We start from the raw sequence: 23,393 nt of genomic DNA, 5'->3' as shown, positions 1-23,393 counted from the left end.
GATAATTATCGGCAACCAAAATGGATAAAAGTAAATATACAACACAATGCAGGGAACAACTCCCTGCATTGAGATAATAGCAGCGGGGCTGCTATTTGTTTTATTCAAGTGTAATTACTTTATACTTCGGAACCAATGTTTTCATGATCACCCATCCGATCAGATAAGCGACAGAGCATACACAGAAGATAATGAAATATCCGGCCGGTTTACCTTCAAACCCCATAAAGGTCATATGAGTTTCATCGGCGTAAACAAACAGGTTACCGGCCACCTTTTGCAGGATCATCGAACCGACACCACCTGCCATACCACCGATGCCAGTAATACTTGCAATCGCTGATTTCGGGAACATATCACCTACTGTAGAGAAAATATTAGCCGACCAGGACTGGTGGGCTGCACCACCGATACCGATCAAAATAACCGGGAACCAGGGAGAAATAGTACCTAACGGCTGTGCCAACAATACCACCAATGGGAAAAAGGCAAAGATCAACATCGCTTTCATACGGGCGGCATACGGATTCATTCCGGTACGGTTGATAAATATTGTCGGAAGTTTACCTCCGTAAATAGAGAGCATCGTAATTGCATATAAGGTAAAGATCAAAGCCATTCCCAAGGGATCAGACGTTTTAATACCGAACTGCGTATTCAGATAAGAAGGTGTCCAGAAAAGGAAGAACCACCATACACCGTCCGTCATGAATTTACCGGCAATGAACGACCAGGTCTGCTTATAACTGAAACATTGCAAGAATCCGATTTTCTTCTCTTCTTCTTCTGTTTTTACGATACCGCCATCTTCATCCTTGTCCTGTTCAATATAGGCCAACTCGGCAGCATTTACATGCTTACTTTTATTAGGAGTAGTGTACATGAATACCCACATTCCCATCCATATAAAACCGAGCGCACCGATCACGATAAAAGCCATTTCCCAACCCAGCCATTTAGCCAACGGCGGAATAGATAACGGAGCAATCAAGGCACCGATAGAAGCACCAGCATTAAATATAGAAGTAGCATAAGCGCGGTCTTTCTTCGGGAAATATTCGGCTGTCACCTTGATAGCCGCCGGGAAGTTTCCGGCTTCACCCAATGCCAATACACAGCGGGCAACCAGGAAGCAATACATACTGACGGTAGCCAGAACCACCACCACATCCCCCGTTGCAGCGATCAGTTCGGCAGCACTGTTCATCCCGACATAATGTTCTGTTACGATACCGCAACCGGCATGCATACAGGCACCTACCGACCAGACACCGATCGCCCAAAGATATCCTTTTTTTGTTCCCATCCAGTCGATAAAACGACCGGCGAACAACATACAAATAGCATATACAATAGAAAATACAGATGTGATCGTTCCATAATGAGATTCGTTCCAATGGAATTCGGGTTTGATAAATTCGTCCCAGGTTAGTGATAAGACCTGACGGTCGAGATAATTTACTGTCGTTGCGAAAAACAACATCGCACAGATTGTCCATCTGTACTGGGTCATTTTCTGACCCACATTGCCTAATGTGCTCATTTCTTACTGGTTTTTCATGATTTGTGGCAAATATATATCATTTTTTTTAATTACAAAGCATATTGTGTGTGCGAATACATCGTAATTTATATTTAATAATAAATCTATTTAAGGTAGATTATCTTTTTCGGGAAGTTTCACGCACCGATAAATGAGTAGGTACGACGATCTGCCGGGGCTTCTCCCGTTTCTTTATCTGCTTGAGGAGTAAATTGCAGCATTCCTCTCCCATCTTATAGGTCTGATGAGTGACAGCAGTCAGGGCTGGTTCCACATAATTGGAATGAAGCTCGTCAGTATAACCGATCAGGGCAATATCGGCAGGGATGCGGAACTGATACTTTTTGATTTCCTTCATTGCAGCAAAAGCCAGTGTGTCATTCATTGCCAGGATGGCATCCGGCGGTTCCGGCAATGAGAGCAACCGGCAACAACCTTCCCGCCCCTCTTCATAGGTCATCTTCTTACAGACAATCAACTCTTCTACGACTGGCAAACCTTCCTCTTTCAATGCTTCCATATATCCGTCACGACGTTGCTGCACGATCGCCAAATGATCCGAACCACCCAGGAAAGCCACCCGTTTCGACCCCGTCTCCAACAGATGCCTGGTAGCCACCCGGGCCGACTCCTTATTATCGGCCACCACCGAAGGGATCGTACCCGTCAGGCAGACACGGTCGAAAAAGACCAACGGAATATCCATATCCTCCAAAGAAAGGAAATGGGAATAATCGGTCGTTTCCTGTAACAGGCAGGCCAATATACCCTCCACCCGCATGTTTACCAGGTCTTCCACACAATGCAGTTCCTGTTCATACTGCTCATAGGAAGAAGTGATAATAACGGAATACTCGTTCTTACGCGCCACGTCATTGATACCGCTGATAATCGATGAATAGAAATGAGTAACGATATCCGGCACGATGATGCCAATAATACGCGGTGTATTTTTCAACAGACTCAGCGCAAACGGGTTCGGCCGGTAATTCCATTCTTCGGCAAGCGCCTTCACCCGTTCCCGCATTTCGGGACTGATCTCGTAGCTGTCGTTCAGTGCACGCGATACGGTAGAAACGGAAACACCCAGTTCTTTGGCCAGGTCTTTCAGCGATATGTGTCTTTTCTTAGGCATTACAATTCCGATTACTTCCGGCAAATATACTTATTTCCGGTAGAATCGGATCATTTACCTTCTTCTAATTATCACATCAACAACGCAAACCTTTGCGTAGATTTTTCAGCACAAAGTGGTTATAATCAAAACATAAAAGCTATACATTTGAGCAATCGACAACTCAAATCACACATACCATGAACTACTCATATTGTGGAAAAACAGGGATGAAAGTATCCGTTCTGAGCTTTGGAGCCTCTTCGTTGGGCAGTGTCTTTCATGAAACACGGGAAGCGGAAAGCATCCAGGCTGTATTTACTGCCGTCGAAAACGGGATGAACTTTATCGACGTTTCCCCTTACTACGGACATTACAAGGCGGAAACGGTATTGGGAAAGGCACTGAAAGAAATTCCCCGCGACGCTTTTATGCTTTCAACAAAAGTCGGCCGCTACGGAAAAAACGGCGTTAATACCTGGGACTATTCCGGCAAACGGGCTACCGAAAGTGTGTATGAAAGCATGGAACGGCTGCATCTGGATTACATCGACCTGATCAATGTACACGATATCGAATTTGCCGACCTCAACCAGGTAGTGAACGAAACATTGCCGGCATTGGTGGATTTACGTGAAAAAGGAATCGTGAAGCATATCGGCATTACCGACCTTCAACTGGAAAACCTGCAATGGGTGATCGACCGCGTCCCCGAAAGAACGGTAGAAACCATTCTCAATTTCTGCCACTACTGCCTGAACGACGATAAGCTGGCCGACTATTTCGATTATTTCGAATCCAAACAGATCGGTATCATCAATGCTTCTCCCCTTTCGATGGGATTATTGTCGCAACGGGGTGTTCCCGACTGGCATCCGGCACCGGCAGCACTGGTAGAAGCCTGCCAAAAAGCAGTGCAACACTGCGCTTCCAAAGGTTACCCGATAGAAAAACTGGCTATGCAATACTCAGTAAGTAACCCGAGAATCGCAACTACCCTGTTCAGTTCGGCAAATCCGGAGAATGTCCGGAAAAACATCCAATATATAGAAGATCCGATCGACTGGGACCTGGTTCGTGAAGTACAGGAGATTATCGGCGACCAGAAGCGGGTCAGCTGGTCGAACTCCTGACCAGAAAACAAATACCCTTTAAAGAAAATACCATGAACAGAAAGATTATAGATGCCCATTCCCATCTTTGGCTCAGGCAGGATACAGTAGTCGACGGATTGCCAATACGGACACTCACTAACGGACGTTCACTCTTTATGGGTGAAATCCGGCAGATGGTTCCTCCGTTTATCATCGATGGCAGGAACACGGCAGAGATATTCCTGTCGAACATGGATTATGCACAGGTTTCGGCAGCCGTCGTCACCCAAGAATTTATCGACGGCATGCAAAACGATTATTTGCTGGAGGTCGCCAAACGCTATCCGGATCGCTTCTTTGTCTGTGGCCTTTGCGAATTTCGCCGTCCCGGCTATGCGGCACAGGCACGCGAACTGGCTGCACGCGGATTCAAGGCTATCAAAGTTCCGGCACAACGCCTTTTACTCCAGGAAGGGCGGGTCTGTCTGAATGGTGACGAGATGATGGAAATGTTCCATTTTATGGAAAACAAAGATATGATCCTCTCCGTCGATCTGGCTGATGGCGACAGCCAGACCAGCGAACTGGAAGAGGTGATTCAGGAATGCCCCGGATTAAAAATTGCGATCGGACATTTCGGTATGGTTACCCGACCGAACTGGTTGGCGCAGATCAGCCTGGCACGTTACCCGAACGTCCGCATCGAATCCGGAGGTATCACCTGGTTGTTCAACGACGAATTTTATCCTTTCCCCGGTGCCGTTAAAGCGATACGCGAAGCAGCAGACCGGGTAGGCATGGAGAAGCTGATGTGGGGATCGGATTATCCCCGCACGATTACAGCTATCACCTACAGGATGTCATACGATTTCATCCTGAAGACCGAGGAACTGACAGAACAGGAAAAGGACCTCTTCCTGGGAGAAAATGCAGCCACTTTCTATGGATTCAAAAAGCTGATCGAATTACCTTATATCAAAAACATGTCCGAATAAACACGACCTAACACAATCATACCATGAAACAGAAAAACTACATGCTACCGCTGGCGCTGATATTCAGCCTTTTCTTCCTGTGGGCGATCAGCAGCAACCTGTTGCCGACCATGATCCGGCAGCTGATGAAAACCTGCGAACTGAACCCGTTCGAGGCATCATTTACCGAAACGGCCTACTGGCTGGCTTACTTCATCTTCCCGATCCCGATCGCCATGTTCATGAAACGGTATAGTTACAAGGCTGGGATCGTTTTCGGACTGTTCCTGGCTGCTTTCGGAGGTTTATTGTTCTTCCCGGCTGCCCTGTTAAAAGAGTACTGGGCATATCTCAGTATCTTTTTCATTATCGCGACAGGTATGTGTTTTCTGGAAACGGCAGCCAATCCTTACGTAACCGTATTGGGTAATCCGGAAACGGCTCCCCGACGGCTGAACCTGGCACAGTCGTTCAACGGATTAGGAGCCTTTATCTCGGCCATGTTCCTCAGTAAACTGGTATTAAGCGGAAACCACTATACACGTGAAAGCCTGCCCGTCGATTATCCCGGAGGTTGGGATGCGTACATCCAGTTTGAAACGGATTCAATGAAACAGCCATACCTTCTATTAGCACTTTTATTAATCATTATCGCAGTTGTTTTCATTGTTTCCAAACTACCTCGTATCCAGGACGAAGAACATACAGGAGAGAAAGAAGGAAAGCTGATCGACTTCGGCGTGCTGAAACGTTCGCATCTGCGCTGGGGAGTGATCGCACAATTCTTTTATAATGGAGGGCAGACAGCGATCAACAGCCTTTTCCTGGTATACTGTTGCAGTTATGCCGGGTTATCGGAATCGGTTGCGACCACTTTCTTCGGTCTGTATATGCTGGCTTTCCTGCTGGGACGATGGATCGGAACCCTATTGATGGTCCGCTTTCGTCCGCAGGACATGTTGCTGGTTTATGCACTGCTCAATGTCGTACTTTGCGGAGTGATCGCCTTATGCGGCGGCATGGTCGGGTTATATGCGATGCTGGCTGTATCGTTTTTCATGTCGATCATGTATCCGACACAGTTCTCGTTGGCGTTGAAAGGACTGGGAGACAATACCAAGAGCGGCTCGGCTTTCCTGGTGATGGCAATCGTCGGAAATGCCTGTCTGCCCCAGCTGACGGCTTACGTGATGCATCATTTCGAAGCTGTTTATTATATCGCTTATCTGATCCCGTTGGTTTGTTTCCTCTTCTGTGCTTACTACGGGTGGAAAGGCTATAAAGTGGTCGATTAATTTATACTATATATATAATGTGTATGAAAGCAATACAAATTCCCGCTCCTGCAACACTGCAGGTAGTCGACATAGCAAAGCCGGAAGTAAAAAACGGCGAAGTTCTTCTGAAAATTAAGTTTGTCGGTTTTTGCGGCTCCGACCTGAACACATTTCTGGGGCGTAATCCGATGGTCAAGCTTCCCGTTATCCCCGGTCATGAGGTCGGAGCTGTGATTGAAGCCGTAGGTCCCGGGGTTCCTGGCGGATTCGAACCGGGCATGAGTGTTACCGTAAATCCTTACACCAACTGCGGTAAATGTGCCGCCTGCCGCAACGGACGGGTAAATGCCTGCGAACATAATGAGACATTCGGCGTACAGCGTAACGGTGCAATGGGAGAATATCTCGCTCTGCCCTGGCAGAAAGTCATTCCGGCTCCCGGCATTTCTCCACGCGACTGTGCCCTGATCGAACCGATGAGTGTAGGATTTCATGCTGTCTCCCGCGGACAGGTCACCGACATCGACACCGTTCTGGTTATCGGCTGCGGTATGATCGGTTGCGGAGCGATTGTACGTGCTGCATTAAGAGGCGCAACAGTGATCGCCATGGATCTGGATGATGAAAAACTGGAACTGGCCAAACGCATCGGTGCCCGTTACACGATCAACTCACAGACTGAAAATGTACATGAACGTTTACAGGAAATGACGGACGGCCTGGGACCGGATGTGGTCATCGAAGCGGTAGGAAGTCCGGCAACTTATGTAACAGCGGTAAACGAAGTCGCTTTCACCGGACGGGTAGTATGCATCGGCTATGCGAAAAGCGAAGTAACCTTTCAGACCAAATATTTCGTACAGAAAGAGTTGGATATCCGGGGTTCACGCAACGCACTGCCGGAAGATTTCAGGGCTGTAGTACGCTATCTTCAGCAGGACAGTTGTCCGCGGGAAGAACTGATATCCCGGATTGTCACCCCCGAAGAAGCATTTGCCGCCATGCAGGCATGGAGCGTTGCTCCCGGTAAAGTATTTCGTATTCTTGTAAAGTTCTGACATATAAAAAATTTAATTACCTTCGCAAGATTAACCACCACAGAACATAAATCAAGAATCGAGATAAGTTATCATGAAAAAGCTAATCAATCTAATCGCATTTTTTCTGATCGTCAGTCTGAATGGCTGGGCGCAGGAAGCCGCTGAAGTAATCCGGGTGGCATGTGTAGGAAACAGTATTACATTTGGAGCCGGGATTGCGAACCGCGACCGCGACAGTTATCCTTCTGTTCTCGGGCAAATGCTTGGGAAAGAATATGAAGTGCAAAACTTCGGTATCAGTGCCCGTACCATGCTGATGAAAGGGAATCTCCCTTACATGAAGGAGCAAATATTTAAAGATGCTCTCAGCTATAATCCCGACATCGTTGTTATCAAGCTGGGGACAAATGATTCCAAATCGTTCAACTGGAAATACAAAGCCGGACTTCCCGGAGATATTCAGACGATGATCAATGCGTTTAAGGCAATCCCGTCAAAACCAAAGATCTATCTTTGTTATCCACCCAAAGCCTATGTCAGCGATGCCAGTATTAACGACAGTATCATTGCAGCCGGTGTTATTCCAGTGATTGAACAGGTAGCGAAAAGAAATAAATTACCAATCATTGACTTGCATACGGCATTGAGCGGCATGCAGGAACATTTCCCGGATAATGTCCATCCCGATCCGGTCGGTGCACATAAGCTCGCCGAGACCGTTTACAAAGCAATCACAGGCAAAGAAACTTCTCACCGGATGCAGGCTTTTCCCGGTCTGAAAAGCGAATGGAACGGATGCGACCGTTACGATTTCCAGTTCAAGGGACGCGATGCGATCGTGGTTGTCCCTAAACAGGCGGCCAAAGGAAATCCGTGGATATGGCGACCAGCTTTCTTCAATGCTTTCCCCAGTGTAGACAAGGCTTTACTGGAAAAAGGATTTCATGTAGCTTATTATGATGTGACACATTGTTATGGGAACCCACGTGCAGTAGCACTAGGTACAGAGTTCTACCATTATATGAAAGATTGGTACGGACTTTCTCCGAAAGTAACCCTGGAAGGATTCAGCCGCGGTGGGTTATATGCTTTGAACTGGGCTGCCAAAAATACAGACAAGATCGCCTGCATCTATATCGACGCCCCGGTTTGCAATGTATTCAGCTGGCCGGGAAGAAAGAATGCAGAGTTGTGGAACGACCTATTGAAAGAATGGGACCTGACAGACGAAGAGATGAATGCGTTCAAAGGTAATCCGATCGACAATCTGGAACCGTTGGCAAAAGCCGGAATCCCGATCATCAGCGTTTGCGGAGATGCCGACAAAGTCGTTCCGTTCAAGGAGAATATGGATATAGTACGTTCCCGCTACCTGGCTCTGGGCGGTCCGGTAGAGATAATTATCAAACCGGGTGTAGACCATCATCCCCACAGCCTGGAAAATCCGGAACCGGTTGTGGACTTTATCCTCCGCCACCAGCCGAAATATGAGAAATACCTGCATTACAATGTGCGCGGCAGCCTGCAAAACTCGTTTGTCAAGTTCGAGAAAGAACGTAAAGCACGTGTCGCTTTCCTGGGCGGTTCTATCACAGAGATGAACGGCTGGAAGAACATGATCGAAAAACAGCTGCAACAGCGTTTCCCTTATACGACTTTCGAATTTATAGAAGCCGGCATCGGTTCTACCGGAACGACTCCGGGTTCCTTCCGAATGAAAAATGATATTCTCTCGAAAGGAAAAATAGACCTGCTTTTTGTAGAAGCAGCCGTGAACGACCATACAAACCATTTCACTCCATTGGAACAGGTTCGTGGTATGGAAGGGGAAGTGCGCCATGCATTACTGAGTAATCCGGAAATGGATATCGTGATGTTACACTTCATCTACGATCCGTTTATCCCGATGGTTGCTAAAAAACAGCAACCGGACGTCATACTGAACCACGAACGGGTAGCAAACCATTACCTGATCCCTTCTGTCAACCTCGTTCAGGAAATAGGCGAACGGATGCAGGACGGCGAGTTCACCTGGGAACAGTTCGGCGGAACCCATCCGTTACCGTTCGGACATAAATTCTATGCCGCAGCTATCAACCACCTCTTCGATACGATGTGGAAAGGAATCACTCCCGATAGTCCGGTCGTTGCCCACGAAATACCTGCACAACCACTCGATGCATACAGTTATTACGGAGGCGACTTTATCGACCTGAAAGAGGCTAAACTGAACAAAGGCTGGAAATACGTTCCTTCCTGGCGTGCGGATAATACGTATGAAAAGAGAAGAGGTTTCGTTGATGTTCCCATATTGGAAGCGACTCGTCCGGGCGACAAATTGACACTCGACTTCACAGGAAAAGCGATCGGTATTTTCTGTACACCGGGTCCGACAGCCGGAATCCTTGAATACAGCATCGACGGTGCCCCATTCAAAAAGCTCGATACGTTCACCGAATGGAGTAAATACCTTTATATTCCCTGGGTATATATGCTGGAAACAGAATTAGACGACACTGCTCATAAACTGGTACTTCGTATCTCGAAAGAAAAGAATCCCAATTCTTTAGGTACGGAATGTCAGATACGAAACTTCGTTGTAAACAAATAAAATAAAATGAAAGAATTAAACAGGAAGAACGTTCCGGTCACTATCCGTCCGGAACGTATCATACAGTTTGGAGAAGGTAATTTCCTTCGAGCATTTGTGGACTGGATCATCTGGAATATGAATGCCAAAACGGATTTCAACAGTAATGTTGTGGTAGTTCAACCTATTGAAAACGGGATGGTCGACATATTGAACCAACAGGACAACCTGTATCATGTCAACTTACAGGGCCTGGATAAAGGGGAAACAGTCAACAGCCTTGAACTGATCGACGTGATCAGCCGTTCACTGAATCCTTACACCGATTTCGAAGCATTCATACAATTGGCGGAACAGCCGGAAATGCGTTTCGTGATCTCCAACACGACCGAAGCAGGCATCGTTTTCGATCCGTCCTGCCAGCCGGATGATGCGCCAGCCTCTTCTTATCCAGGTAAACTGACGCAGTTACTTTACCATCGTTTCAAAACATTCAACGGGGATAAGAATAAAGGATTAATCATCTTCCCCTGCGAACTGATCTTCCTGAACGGGCACAAGCTGAAGGAGACAATTTACCAATATATCGATCTTTGGCAACTGGGCGAAGCGTTCAAAACCTGGTTCGAAGAGGCCTGTGGTGTTTATGCCACGCTGGTAGACCGTATCGTACCCGGCTTTCCACGAAAAGAAATCGATACCATCAAAGACAAACTCCAATATAACGATAACCTGGTGGTACAGGCTGAGATATTTCATTTATGGGTGATCGAAGCACCACAAGAAATATCCAGGGAATTTCCCGCCGATAAAGCCGGCCTGAATGTATTGTTCGTTCCTTCCGAAGCTCCTTATCACGAAAGAAAGGTTACTTTACTGAACGGCCCTCACACCGTCCTTTCACCCGTTGCTTTCCTTTCCGGAATCAACATCGTACGGGAGGCCTGCCAGGATGAAGTGATCGGAAAATATATCCGCAAAGTGATGTTCGAAGAACTGATGGAAACGTTGAACCTGCCTAAAGCAGAACTGGAACAGTTTGCAAATGACGTACTGGACCGTTTCAACAACCCGTTTGTCGATCATCAGGTTACTTCCATCATGCTGAACTCTTTCCCAAAATACCAGACACGCGACCTGCCGGGGCTGAAAGAATACCTGAAACGCAAAGGCGTTTTGCCGGAAGGACTTGTATTGGGACTGGCAGCAATCCTTACCTATTATAAAGGAGGCAAACGTGAAGACGGAACCGAGATCGTACCCAACGATGATCCGAAGACAATATACCTGATGAAAGAACTTTGGGCAACCAACTCTACACGGACCGTGGCTGAAAATATCCTGGCAGTGGATGAGATTTGGGGCGAAGACCTCAACCGAATTTCCGGGTTAACAGAGCGGGTTATTTATTACCTGGATGCGATTCAGGAAAAAGGTATGAGAGAGGTAGTAAAAGAGATTCTCTGATGAAAAAGTATATCCAAATAAATCCGGCCGATAATGTCATCGTTGCCATAGACCCGTTATCAGCCGGAGATCAGATTGAACTTGGCGATCGTCAGATCACTATCCGGGAAGAGATCCCAACCGGGCATAAAGTGGCTTTGAAAGATTTCACCACCGGTGATCTTGTTATCAAATATGGTTTTCCCATCGGCCACGCGCGGAACGATATCCCTGCCGGAGCCTGGATAAACGAGAAAAATATAAAAACAAACCTGGACGGGTTACAAGATTACACCTGGCAACCACAGGACACAACATTGCATATTCCCGACCGAGGATTGACCTTTAACGGCTACCGACGTAAAAACGGAGAAGTCGGCATACGTAATGAGATATGGATCCTGCCGACAGTCGGTTGTGTTAACGGCATCGTCAACCAACTAGCAGAAGCTCTCCGACGGGAAACGGATGGGAAAGGTGTGGATGCGATCGTGGCTTTTCCCCATAATTACGGCTGTTCCCAGTTAGGTGACGACCATGAGAACACCCGTAAAATCCTGCGGGATATGGTAAAACATCCGAACGCCGGTGCTGTACTGGTAGTCGGACTAGGCTGTGAAAACAATCAGCCGGATACTTTCCGTGAGTTTTTGGGGGAATACGATACGGAACGTGTTCGCTTTATGATTTGCCAAAAAGTGAAAGACGAGCAGGAAGAAGGCATGAAGCTACTGCGCGAATTATATGCCATAGCCTCAACCGACCAACGTACGCCGGTTCCTTTCAGCGAACTGCGTATCGGTTTGAAATGCGGCGGTTCGGATGGTTTCTCCGGTATTACCGCCAATCCGCTATTAGGTGTATTTTCCGATTTTCTGGTTGCACAGGGAGGAACGACTGTTTTGACGGAAGTCCCCGAAATGTTCGGTGCCGAAACATTATTAATGAATCGTTGCGGTACAGAAGAGTTATTCAACAAAACCGTCCGCCTCATCAACGACTTCAAAGCCTATTTCCTGGAAAACAAACAACCGGTCTATGAAAATCCTTCTCCCGGAAACAAAGCCGGAGGTATCTCTACACTGGAAGAAAAATCACTCGGCTGTACACAGAAGTCAGGTAAATCAGGAGTCAAGGATGTCCTTACGTACGGAGAGCGTTTATCCACTAAAGGTTTAAACCTGTTGAGCGCCCCGGGAAACGACCTGGTAGCCAGCACGGCATTAGCCGCCTCAGGTTGCCACATGGTACTTTTCACCACCGGACGAGGAACGCCTTTTGGAACGTTTATCCCCACTGTCAAGATTTCAACCAACACCGCTTTATCAGAAAACAAACCCGGCTGGATCGACTTTAACGCCGGAACTTTGGCAGAAGGCGAAGCTATGGAACCCCTCACCGAACAGTTTATCCGGTTCATACAGGATATTGCCGGAGGAAAACAGACCAACAATGAACGGAAAGGATATCGGGAGATTGCTATATTCAAATCCGGAGTTACTTTATAGTTATTTCCATGTCGTATGTATCATTCTTCACGATACATACGACACAGAAAGACTATACTTTTATTTCTTTATAAATTTAAATGTTTTCCTGTTACCATTTGAACAAACCACCTGTGTAACATAAACACCCTTACTCATCGAATGAATATCGACTGTACCAACATGGGTCATAGGCAATTCCTTCTTTATTAGACGTCCTGAAACATCAAATATCTCTATACAAGAAACAGGGGCAGTAGCCTCAATAACTAAGTATTCATTTGAAAGTTTATAAACGATGCCCTCATTATGGATATTCTCATTTCCTGTCGTTTGATTTTTCGAAAAATAAAGATTATCCAGATAGAAAGTACCTTCTACGCGACTTTCAATCCAAATATACTTGATATTCTTCATATCAAATGTTCCCGACAAATTGGATAAAAGAGTCTGAGTCGTTTTCCATTTTTCTTTTTCAACCGATACAGATATAACTCCTGACTTATTTACGGCATCCGACAGATAGACATTCAATATCCCCGTATCCGGAGACCAGGTATCAAGATGAAGATATTTCATGGAAGACATATCCAATGATCCCACATAAAGCCTCATCATATTCGTATTGGTCAGTTTCCAGGTAGAAATACCGTCGATTGTAATAGTATCAATAACTGTTGTTTGTCCATCTACCTTATCTAAAGAGGAAGGAACATCTTTATAAGAATCACTGAATATAGAGATCACATCTCCTTGCACAGCCGTAGGAGTAGGGGCAGGTGAAAGAGGTTTAGCCTCTTCTTCCGGATCAGGATCCGGTACGCTCGCTTTTTGATACAAGTAAATATGATCCAGATAGACTCTACGTTCTTCCCCTGTTCCACCGGATAATTTGATACTCTTGATCTTCCCGCCTGTTCTAGAAAAGAGATCAGTCAAGTCGATATCGAGGCTGTTCCATGTATGGGGGTTCAATTTATAACTCTTGGTAACCGACACCGTTCCTCCTCTGGCTGCAACTATTGTTATATCAAACCAACTACCCGGATATATTTCCATGTGAAGCATTTGTCTCCCTCCCGAAGAAATTTCAGCAAAAGGAAGTTCCTGCGACTCAAAACCGGAGAATAGAATAATACGTTTGTTATTCGTATCCAGAGCAGAATTATTGGCCGGATCATACAAGTCCGGGGCATATTTAGTACTAAAAATACTTATTGTTTCTTCAGCATCTTTGGATGGCATTGGAGCCTGTGGGATAACTTCAATGACTTTCTTTATCGTTATATCTTTCAAAGTAATTGTTGTTGCCCCTCCTTTACCCAAATCAAAAGCCATGCGAGCCGAATTATTCGTTTCGTTATGCATGGTAAAGGTATAAGAAAACGTTTGCTCCGTTGTTCCTGGTATAAATGATAAACTCCCATATTGAGTATAAGGCTTACCATTTAAACCTACATAAGTAGAAAAGCTTACACTACCCCCAGCTGTTGATTTTGTGGTAAAAGAAACTTCATAGGTTGCATTTTTCTCTATGGAAAGCCCTTCCAATAAAGCCTGAACTGAGTAAGTTTCAGAACCTCCGTCTACTATATTTATCGTTAACACGCCATCTGATTGGGTAGAACCAACCTGTCCTCCCTCTCCTTTGTATACTGCCCAATTCTTCCCTTTCGAATCATTACTATCATAAATAGTCTTTTCGTCCAGAAACTTTATTTCCGCAGCTTTAGCAGGCATATTATAAGTAAGCAATGCATCAGGCAGATAAGGATAATACCCTTTTGAGGTATTGTATATACTTGATGTCAGATGCCAGTAAGCAAAACTAAAACCATAACTTTCAATTGTCCGTGCCACATGGTTCGTCCAAAGAAGACGAGAGTCGATATCTGCCTTTTCATGAACTCCAAACTCTCCGATATGGATAGGGACATTATTATTCTTTTGACTGAACGCTCTTACCTTTTTAAAATCAGCAGTGACAGCATCCCGCTCTTTCTGCGTATCATTCCATCTTAATCCGACAGGATACATCGGATTTACCCATTCGGCCCCCTGGTGGGTAAAGGGTAATGGATTATAATAATGGATCGTTACAATCAGACGGTCGTCATTTTCCGGTAATTTTAAAGCATTCTCACCTTCCAGGCCATAGATTGTTCCCCAATTTGTCGTACCGACCATGATAACACGATTTTTATTATTGTCGTTCCTGAACTCAGTTCCTTGCCTTATCGTAGCGATAGCTTCCGGGAAGACTTCATTCCATTTGCTATCCATATTATCGCGGGGTTCATTCAATATTTCAAAAATCAATCGTTCATCATAATTCTGAAAATAATCAGCTAACTGCCCCCAGAGCGCAAGAAAACGTTCTATCTCTTTTTCTTGTTCCGTATCTGATAAATCCATCAACGGATCGTAATGATGCATATTTAGTATGACCTTCAGGTCGGCAGCCAATAGCTTATCTATCACAGTCTGTATTTCTGCCAGGAACTCTGCCTTTATATTATAAGGAGCCTCTTCCAGACTTCTATAATTTCCCGTCGGATAGTTATCCCAACGGACAGGCAACCGTACGTGTTTAAAACCTTTCGCTTTTATTTTCTGGATATATGTGTCGCTCCACGCATAATCAGGATTTTGTTCGTATGTAGCACCAATATTGACACCCCGGCTGAGTTGCCTGTTAAAAAAGGCAAGGTTGGTTGGAGTAAAAGGTCTCTGCTTTTTGTAAAAGTACATATTGTCTATAAATATATTCTTACCCTTACCGTTCTCGCTAATTGTTAAATTAACAACGCGTAGTGTACCGGATACCGGATTAGGCATATCTATCCGAGTCCATTTCCCGGCTGAGAGGGTATGGGTTTGGCCGCCTTTATCATCTCCTACTCCAATTAAATCAACTGTCAAATTTGCTTCTACTTCTGAATATACATCTATATGAAAATAATCCATAATACTAACATTCGTTTCCGAAACTTCAATCGGTATATGATTCATATTGATTAGAGCCTTCACTTCACGATTACCAATAAATGCGGCCTGTGGATCTGTTGTCTGGTCGCCGTCGGAGTCCGTAACAAAAGTTACCTCATCGATCTTCGAATCGTTGTCGATATATGAATCTCCAAATACAGATAATACATCTTTAGCTTTACGAACCGGAGGGAGATAAGCCGCAAAATCAGGAGCTGATTCTACTATTACGTCATTACTATTATAAAAATAGATATGATTTGTATAAAAAGTAGAAGGTGATATATTTACCAGATCACCTTCTAAGAAAAGTTGAAGAACACTGACTGACAGTTTATCGCCCGTCTGTGTATAATAATCAGAAAGATCGATGTCAATAGTAGTCCAAACATTCGCGCTCAATGAGTAAGGTCCATACGTATGTCCGACATCAGCCTGAGTTCCGGCATGTCTTTTATATAATATAGGCCTAACCAATAAATCAATATCAGTCTCCGGACAAACTACCAAAGAAAGCCTGTCTTTCCCGCTTATATCCAACAGACAATCATTTTGATTATATTGAAGCGCCATAAGAGAGAAATCGGTAAATTTGAGAACTGGCTTACCTTCCGTATCATAGGTTTTCCCTTTTTGTGTGACATTGTTAAAATCACCCCACCCCCATGCTAAATACTGAAAATCTGTATCTGTTCCATATTTCGTACTATAAACATTTATAACATTAGAACTTTGATATCCAGGAATAGGAGCAGCTTCGATTCCTTTCTCCTTAAAGAAATAAATATTGTCAAGGAAAGTCGTCGTCCCTACCTCATTCCCCGATAATCCGAATTGTAATGAGGTTATCTTTACCGGCTCCTTTTCTCCCGCCAATAATCTAAAATCTACCAATGGAATTTGCAAAGTATGCCATTTCCCTGCGGATAAAGGTCCTGTTACATATTGAAGAGTTACATTTTCATCTCTCGGAGCAAATAATCGAACATCCAAAGAATTAATCTCTTGTTCTACAAATAGGTCTACATTTATATGTGTCACTACCGATCTGAGGAATGCATCCTCATAGAAAGAAATAGGTTGAGTGTTGAATGATTCCAATTTAAGAATGTTATTCCCCCCTTGAATCTCAAATTCAGATAAAATAGTAGTCTGTCCCCAATTATCAGAAGTACTTAAACTATTTATTTTACCAAATAAAGAACTATATATTGGAATAAATTCGTCATACACATCCTTGTTATGCTCCGGAAGCTGATTGATATCAGCTTTTATACTTTGTACCCCGAACATTCCCCAATACCCTGTCAATAAACACACAATAATAAACAACCTTAATAAAATACTTTTCTTCATTTGTGGATACACCTTCTTTTTTAAGTGCTCATATGATTGTCCATACTAAAAAGCGGACATTTTCTGCAACAACTTGGTTTTTACTCTTTTTACTCGAATACAAATATCGTCATATTTATAATATATCAGAAATCGATTAAACTTATTTTGGATTTTATAAGTAGTAGGCAAATATCCGCATGTTCCTTTTTTTAGCTATCTTTGTTTAGGAAAAGGAGGTTATACGGAACGTAAAATCATACATATAGATATGGATGCATTCTATGCATCAGTCGAGCAGCGGGATAATCCGGAATTACGGGGAAAAGCATTAGCCGTCGGTTATTCGGAAGAACGTGGTGTGGTTGCCGCAGCCAGCTATGAAGCACGGAAATATGGAGTCCGTTCCGCCATGTCGTCACAAAAAGCTAAACGATTATGCCCTCACTTGATCTTCGTTCCGGGTAGAATGAATGTATATAAAGAGGTCTCCTCACAGATCCATGAAATATTCCATGAATATACAGATATCATAGAACCTCTCTCACTGGATGAAGCATTTCTCGACGTAACAGAAAATAAAAAACAAATGCTTCTAGCCGTCGATATCGCTAAAGAAATCAAACAAAAGATTCGTCAGGAACTGAACCTGGTCGCCTCAGCTGGCGTATCCTATAATAAGTTCCTGGCAAAGATTGCTTCCGACTACCGGAAACCGGACGGTCTTTGTACGATCCATCCGGCACAGGCTCTCGATTTTATCGCCCGCCTGCCCATCGAATCATTCTGGGGTGTCGGTCCCGTCACCGCCAAAAAGATGCATACGTTGGGTATCCACAATGGAGAAAAGCTAAGGGAATGCTCATTGGAAATGCTTACCCGCCAGTTCGGGAAAGCCGGCTTCCTGTATTATGAATGTTCCCGCGGAATAGACCTGCGCCCGGTCGAAGCCGTGCGTATCCGCAAATCGGTAGGATGCGAACATACGCTGGAAAAAGATATTTCCCTCCAATCGTCCGTCATCATCGAGCTTTACCATGTAGCGACCGAACTGATCGGCCGCCTGCAACGAACGGGGTTCAAAGGTAACACCCTCACATTAAAGATCAAATTCCATGATTTCACCCTCAAAACGAAAAGTATCACACAACTCCACGAACTAACCACCCTCAATGAAATCCTTCCGTTAGCCAAACAGCTACTGAAAGAGGTTAATTACGCCACACACCCGATCCGCCTACTTGGCCTTTCTGTTTCAAACCCACAGGAAGAACGGGAAGAAACAATAGAAAAAGAAAGATGGAAACAGTTAAGTTTGGAGTTTAATGATTGGAAAGTGATCAATCACTAAAAATAAATTCAGTTTTTATCATCCTTTTCTCGTTTTCATGTGTCATGTTATATATGAATATTTTGTTCCTTTTCGGAAAATCAAATGCTAGCAAATGAAAAACAAAAGATGTACAACCAATATAACACATTTTTAGAATATACTGACGAACAGTTATTATCCCTTTTAAAAAGGAGTAATGAAAATGCATTTACGGTAATTTATAACCGGTATAACAGACTGCTTTATGTATTAGCTTACAAATATCTTAAAGACAAGGATGTAGCGAAGGATATAGTTCAACAAATATTCCTGAAACTATGGGAAATCCGAGAGATATTAATAATCAACGTCAATTTAAAAAATTACTTACATACGATGCTTAAAAATTATACACTGAACGAAATCAGGAATAATTTGACTGCTCTCGAAAAAAACTACGAAATGGCACAATCACCGATCGAATATGAAAACGAAATATTATCCCGATTAGAAGAAAAAGAACAGATGATAGCATTGTATCATGCAATCAATGGTCTACCTGAACAGAAAAAAATAGTTTGTCTATACAAATTACAAGGAAATCTCTCCAATCAGGAAATTGCAAAGAAAATGCAAATATCGATACCAACAGTCAAAACACATTACGCTCAGGCGATCAAAATACTACGTAATAATTTCGACAAGACACTACTGTTAATAACCTATTTATTAATCAGATAGGAGCATTCTGGATCTAATTCATACTTCAAAACACATAAAATGTCAATTAAAAAACAAACAATATGGACACCCCGGATAAAAGAAAAATAGATAATACACTGAATAATACGGCAACTCAGGAAGAAGCCAAAGAAGTTATACGTTGGTTCTCTACTCCTGAAGGAGGAACCTTTTTATCTAAGCTAATGGATAACGATTTAAAAAATATTCCATTAAGGCAGGAATCAGATTATATAGAACACCCGATTCCTTCATCCGAAATGTACGAGTTCATTATAAATCGTATTCGTAGACAACAGAGAGGACGTATCCTATTCAAAGTTGCAGCCATACTTATCCCTATACTCTTACTCACAGGACAATTCTGGTATATCGACAAAAAAGTGGATCTGTTTGATAACGCTGGATATGAAGAAATAGTCGTGCCCAAAGGAGAACGCATGCAACTGGTATTTCAGGATGGTTCGAAGGCTTCCTTAAATTCAGAAAGCCGGATAAAATATCCCCGAAAATTCAGCTTCACAGAACGAAAAGTAGAATTAGAGGGTGAAGCCTTTTTTGAAATCAGTTCTAATAAGGAACGTCCTTTTATTGTTGATTTAAATAGCATAAATGTACAAGTACTGGGCACTACTTTTAATGTAAAAGCATATTCAAGCGACTCTGATATTCTCATTACACTTGAGACTGGAAAAATATCTATCAGTAATAAAATACAATCTATTGCTTTTTTAAAACCAGGGGAAAAAGCTACTTATAATAAAATAACTCAAAAATGTCTGATTACAAAATCCAAAGATATAACACAGGCTTCTGCTTGGAAAAAAAATCTGATCATATTTGACAATACTCCTTTGTCTGAAGTTATAGCAACACTTTCCCGATGGTACAACATAAACTTTATCATCAATGATCCTTCAACTTTAAAATATAGCTATACACTTACATCACACAAAAAACAAGTTCAGGAAATATTATCTGAATTAGAAAAGATTGCACCTGTGCGATTTACAGAGCAGAAAAATAGCTCTTACTCTGTTTCTTTGAAGAAATAAACAATATTCAACTCATACTTTTTTTTCAGACATGTGTCAATTATTCAGAAGCATGCTACTATCATCACTAGTATTCAACCTTAAAATTACACAAGATGAAAAAAAAGTATCTCACATCAGAGAGTAAGCATTTGTTATTATTAATTAAGAAAATTCCGAATACAATGAAACTTACATTTCTATTTTGGGTAATCTCTTTATTAAGTTTTACCGCAAAAGCCTCTGCCCAGAAAGTTTCCATTGCCCTCGACAATGTGAAAGTAGAAACTGTACTATCTGCCATCTCACAACAAACGGGTCTCAGCATGGCATATAGCAAACAAATTGTTAATCTGAATCGTAGAATTAGTATTCATGTTACAGATGTAGAACTCAACCAAGCGTTAGACAAACTTGTAAGTGGTACCAATTTGAACTACGAAGTGAAAAATGGCAAAATTTATCTGTTTGAGAAAAAAAGTACTGAAACAAGCACGACACAACAAAAACGGAAAATCACAGGTACTGTCACAGATCAATCCGGAGAAGCCATTATCGGTGCCAATGTTGTAGAGAAAGGAACATCCAACGGAACTATATCTGATGCAGATGGTAATTTTACCCTTGAAATATCAGGGAAAGAACCTCTTGTTATTTCCTACATAGGATATAACATGCAAGAAGTCACTGTTACCAATCAAACAAATTTAAATATCAGATTAATCGAAGATACAAAGATGATCGACGAAGTTGTTGTAATCGGATATGGTCAGCAACGGCGATCTGAAATAACAACCTCCATATCAAAAGTAACCTCCGATGATTTTATAAAAGGTTCGGTTAAAAGTGCAGAACAACTTATACAAGGGAAAGTAGCAGGCTTACAAGTAGTAAATCCTTCCGGCGACCCAACTTCTGATATACAAATGATGCTTAGAGGAGTGTCAACTCTTTCTTCTTCCACTGCTCCCCTCATCATTATCGATGGTATTCCTGGTGGTGTATTAAGTGCTATTGCTCCTGAAGATATTGAAAGTATCGATGTGTTGAAAGACGGATCTGCCGCAGCTATTTATGGTACAAGAGGGACTAATGGTGTCGTAATTGTAACAACGAAAAGAAATAACGGTTCCGGAAAGATGACGTTAGATTACAATGGCTACCTATCCGTCAATACAATTAAAAACAAAATAGACGTTTTAAGTGCAAGCGAATACAAGAATCTAAAAAACGACCCACAGTTCATTGAAAACAATGTGAATATTTTAGACTATGGAGACAACGTCAATTATGTTGATGAGATATTAAGAACACCGATAAGCCAATCTCATAACCTGTCTATACGGGGAGGTGATATGAATTCTAATTATTCAGCCTCCGTCACATATAAACAAAATCAAGGGATCATTCTAAATTCAGACAGAGATCAGCTAAACGTGAAAGCAAGCGTCAACCATGCGATGTTCAATAACCGTCTGAAGATTAATTTAAATATCAACAATGCAACCGGAAAAGACAATCTGGTAGGAGAAAGAGGTGTATATGTTGGAGCTATCCAAAGAAATCCTACAATACCCATTTACAATGAAGACGGTAGCTATGTCGATACGTACGGAATGCCATCTAATCCTGTCGCTTTATTAAAAGAAGAAACCAGGGAAAAAGAATGGAATCGACTTCTAGCTAGTGGGAAAATAACTTTATCTCCTTTCGAAGGGTTAAACATATCGGCTATGGGAGCCATGCAAAGATATGACACCGAATACAATGCCTCAAGAACAAAAAAACATCCTTCTTTTGCCCAAAATGGAACATTACCAAATGCAACATTAACTAATACCCTGAATATGGATAAAACCCTGGAACTTACAGGAGATTATGTTAAAGCTATCGGTAAACATCGTTTTTCTGCAATGGTAGGATATAGCTATCAGGACTTCGATTATAAATATACCAATATGTATGCAGATAATCTTCCGACAGACTTATTTGGTCCTTGGAACATAGGCACCGCCAGTTCCATTAAAGATGGAAAAGCCACTCTCGGAAGTTTTAGAAATAGCAGCAAACTGATTGCTTTCTTTGGCCGTGTTACTTATAATTTCGATGAAAAATATTTCATTATGGGAAGTTTAAGGGATGAAGGCTCCTCCAAATTTGGTAAAAGTAATAAATGGGGATTATTCCCTGCAATATCTGCTGGTTGGGAAATAAAGAAAGAAAACTTTTTAAAAGATGTTGAATTTATCAATACATTGAAATTGAGAGCAGGTTTTGGAGTAACCGGAACTATGCCTAACGATCCCTATTTATCACTTACTCTGTTGGATTACGGACAAATCATTTATTCTAACGGGAATTGGGTTCAATCGGTTGTTCCGACCTCAAATCCCAATCCGGACCTGAAATGGGAAACTAAAAATGAATATAATCTCGGTGTAGACTTCTCCTTATTCAAAAATCGCTTATCCGGTTCCGTTGATGTATACATGAGAAAAACATCAGACCTGTTATTCAATTATCCGGTACCTGTACCACCAAACCTGGTTGCCAATACCTGGGCTAATGTAGGTAAAATCACAAATAAGGGTATAGAACTATCTATGAATTATGATGCTATCAGAAACAAAGATTTACAATGGTCTGTCAATGGTAATTTTTCTTACAACAAAAATGTCGTAAACTCATTATCAAACGCTTTGTATCAAAAAGACTGGGTGCAAGTAGGTGATACAGAAGAGCCTATGAAAACTTATACTCATAGACTGGAACAAGGACAACCTGTCGGAAACTTTTATAGTTGGCGTTATGCAGGTTTGACTCCTGAAGGAAAATGGTTATTTTATGATAAAGATAACAAGCCGACTACAGCTGATAAGATTGGAGAAGAAGACAAAGCAATCACCGGTAATGGTATACCCAAAATCAATGCCGGTTTAAGTACCACTATTTTTTATAAAAATTTCGACCTGACAATCTCAGCCCGCGGTTCATTCCTGTTCCAGGTATTAAATCGTTATGATATGCGATTTACACAGGCACAACATGCCAAAGCAGGAACAAATATGACAAAGAAAGCACTTGAAATACCGAAAGGTATGCAATCTTATATATGGGACTCTCCTGTTTACTCGGATTATTATATTGAAAATGGTAATTTTGTTAAGATCGATAATATTACACTAGGTTATACCTTTAAGTTACCATGTAAAGAAATCAGAAACTTACGCGTATATGCTTCAGGTTTGAATCTATTTACCTTCACTAAGTACTCCGGACTCGACCCCGAAGTAAGCCTTACAGGATCTAGTGTACTTGATCCGGGAACAGCCGGTTCTATTGCCGGACGAGGAGAAATATATCCTACAACTCGTACCTTTACATTTGGTGTTAATTTATCATTCTAATTTAAATTGAA

14 protein-coding genes are annotated in these 23,393 nt (G+C 42.6%); 11 read left to right on the top strand and 3 right to left on the bottom strand.

Annotated elements, in window-relative coordinates; genetic code table 11:
• Nucleotides 1-100: 100 nt before the first annotated feature.
• Nucleotides 101-1,543, bottom strand: a complete 1,443-nt coding sequence (locus BQ7394_RS25285) for an MFS transporter (RefSeq protein ID WP_075559922.1) — start codon at nt 1,541-1,543, stop codon at nt 101-103.
• 118 nt (nt 1,544-1,661) lie between these two features.
• On the bottom strand, nt 1,662-2,678 hold the full coding sequence (locus BQ7394_RS25280; protein WP_075560247.1) for a LacI family DNA-binding transcriptional regulator: 1,017 nt from the start codon (nt 2,676-2,678) through the stop codon (nt 1,662-1,664).
• Between the two features lie 179 nt (nt 2,679-2,857).
• On the opposite strand from BQ7394_RS25280, the gene BQ7394_RS25275 reads away from it, so the two are divergent.
• From BQ7394_RS25275 to BQ7394_RS25245, 7 genes are all read left to right on the top strand, one after another.
• A complete protein-coding gene (locus tag BQ7394_RS25275; RefSeq protein ID WP_075559921.1) occupies nt 2,858-3,790 on the top strand; it encodes an aldo/keto reductase in 933 nt (310 codons plus the stop codon).
• Between the two features lie 32 nt (nt 3,791-3,822).
• Complete coding sequence (locus BQ7394_RS25270) at nt 3,823-4,746, top strand: amidohydrolase family protein (RefSeq protein WP_075559920.1); 924 nt, start codon at nt 3,823-3,825, stop codon at nt 4,744-4,746.
• 23 nt (nt 4,747-4,769) lie between these two features.
• Nucleotides 4,770-6,020, top strand: a complete 1,251-nt coding sequence (gene fucP / locus BQ7394_RS25265; RefSeq protein WP_075559919.1) for an L-fucose:H+ symporter permease — start codon at nt 4,770-4,772, stop codon at nt 6,018-6,020.
• A 23-nt stretch (nt 6,021-6,043) separates the two neighbouring features.
• The gene (locus tag BQ7394_RS25260) at nt 6,044-7,060 is read left to right on the top strand and encodes a zinc-binding alcohol dehydrogenase family protein (protein WP_075559918.1); all 1,017 of its coding nucleotides are present in this window, start codon (nt 6,044-6,046) and stop codon (nt 7,058-7,060) included.
• A 73-nt stretch (nt 7,061-7,133) separates the two neighbouring features.
• Entirely contained in the window at nt 7,134-9,653 is a 2,520-nt protein-coding gene (locus BQ7394_RS25255) for a GDSL-type esterase/lipase family protein (RefSeq protein WP_075559917.1), read from the top strand.
• Between the two features lie 6 nt (nt 9,654-9,659).
• Nucleotides 9,660-11,099 (top strand): tagaturonate reductase, encoded by a 1,440-nt coding sequence (locus BQ7394_RS25250; protein WP_075559916.1) that lies wholly within the window; start codon nt 9,660-9,662, stop codon nt 11,097-11,099.
• Nucleotides 11,099-12,586: a UxaA family hydrolase gene (locus BQ7394_RS25245; RefSeq protein WP_075559915.1), complete on the top strand. Its 1,488-nt coding sequence runs from the start codon at nt 11,099-11,101 to the stop codon at nt 12,584-12,586. The genes BQ7394_RS25250 and BQ7394_RS25245 overlap by 1 nt, the downstream gene beginning before the upstream one ends.
• 60 nt (nt 12,587-12,646) lie before the next feature.
• Here BQ7394_RS25245 and BQ7394_RS25240 read toward each other — a convergent pair whose 3' ends face one another.
• Nucleotides 12,647-16,909, bottom strand: a complete 4,263-nt coding sequence (locus BQ7394_RS25240; protein WP_075559914.1) for a cellulase family glycosylhydrolase — start codon at nt 16,907-16,909, stop codon at nt 12,647-12,649.
• A 235-nt stretch (nt 16,910-17,144) separates the two neighbouring features.
• On the opposite strand from BQ7394_RS25240, the gene dinB reads away from it, so the two are divergent.
• From dinB to BQ7394_RS25220, 4 genes are all read left to right on the top strand, one after another.
• Complete coding sequence (gene dinB, locus BQ7394_RS25235) at nt 17,145-18,239, top strand: DNA polymerase IV (RefSeq protein ID WP_262497561.1); 1,095 nt, start codon at nt 17,145-17,147, stop codon at nt 18,237-18,239.
• Nucleotides 18,240-18,323: 84 nt separating this feature from the next.
• The gene (locus tag BQ7394_RS25230) at nt 18,324-18,941 is read left to right on the top strand and encodes an RNA polymerase sigma-70 factor (RefSeq protein ID WP_235848818.1); all 618 of its coding nucleotides are present in this window, start codon (nt 18,324-18,326) and stop codon (nt 18,939-18,941) included.
• Nucleotides 18,942-19,003: 62 nt separating this feature from the next.
• Nucleotides 19,004-19,996 carry a FecR family protein gene (locus BQ7394_RS25225; protein WP_075559912.1) on the top strand — a complete coding sequence of 331 codons (993 nt, stop codon included), beginning with the start codon at nt 19,004-19,006 and terminating at the stop codon, nt 19,994-19,996.
• Between the two features lie 95 nt (nt 19,997-20,091).
• Nucleotides 20,092-23,382, top strand: coding sequence for a TonB-dependent receptor (locus tag BQ7394_RS25220; protein WP_082212199.1), 3,291 nt, complete (start codon nt 20,092-20,094; stop codon nt 23,380-23,382).
• Nucleotides 23,383-23,393 lie beyond the last annotated feature (11 nt).

The sequence above is a fragment of the Parabacteroides timonensis genome, assembly GCF_900128505.1.
Classification (GTDB): domain Bacteria; phylum Bacteroidota; class Bacteroidia; order Bacteroidales; family Tannerellaceae; genus Parabacteroides; species Parabacteroides timonensis.
Note: the sequence above shows the minus strand (reverse complement) of the source record. Positions and strands in the feature narration are given on the sequence as shown.

Excerpts from the sequence above, each read along its gene's own strand:
- BQ7394_RS25285 (WP_075559922.1), bottom strand. The coding sequence starts at position 1,543 with ATGAGCACATTAGGCAATGTGGGTCAGAAAATGACCCAGTACAGATGG.
- BQ7394_RS25280 (WP_075560247.1), bottom strand. The coding sequence starts at position 2,678 with ATGCCTAAGAAAAGACACATATCGCTGAAAGACCTGGCCAAAGAACTG.
- BQ7394_RS25275 (WP_075559921.1), top strand. The coding sequence starts at position 2,858 with ATGAACTACTCATATTGTGGAAAAACAGGGATGAAAGTATCCGTTCTG.
- BQ7394_RS25270 (WP_075559920.1), top strand. The coding sequence starts at position 3,823 with ATGAACAGAAAGATTATAGATGCCCATTCCCATCTTTGGCTCAGGCAG.
- fucP (WP_075559919.1), top strand. The coding sequence starts at position 4,770 with ATGAAACAGAAAAACTACATGCTACCGCTGGCGCTGATATTCAGCCTT.
- BQ7394_RS25260 (WP_075559918.1), top strand. The coding sequence starts at position 6,044 with ATGAAAGCAATACAAATTCCCGCTCCTGCAACACTGCAGGTAGTCGAC.
- BQ7394_RS25255 (WP_075559917.1), top strand. The coding sequence starts at position 7,134 with ATGAAAAAGCTAATCAATCTAATCGCATTTTTTCTGATCGTCAGTCTG.
- BQ7394_RS25250 (WP_075559916.1), top strand. The coding sequence starts at position 9,660 with ATGAAAGAATTAAACAGGAAGAACGTTCCGGTCACTATCCGTCCGGAA.
- BQ7394_RS25245 (WP_075559915.1), top strand. The coding sequence starts at position 11,099 with ATGAAAAAGTATATCCAAATAAATCCGGCCGATAATGTCATCGTTGCC.
- BQ7394_RS25240 (WP_075559914.1), bottom strand. The coding sequence starts at position 16,909 with ATGAAGAAAAGTATTTTATTAAGGTTGTTTATTATTGTGTGTTTATTG.
- BQ7394_RS25230 (WP_235848818.1), top strand. The coding sequence starts at position 18,324 with ATGCTAGCAAATGAAAAACAAAAGATGTACAACCAATATAACACATTT.
- BQ7394_RS25225 (WP_075559912.1), top strand. The coding sequence starts at position 19,004 with ATGGACACCCCGGATAAAAGAAAAATAGATAATACACTGAATAATACG.
- BQ7394_RS25220 (WP_082212199.1), top strand. The coding sequence starts at position 20,092 with ATGAAAAAAAAGTATCTCACATCAGAGAGTAAGCATTTGTTATTATTA.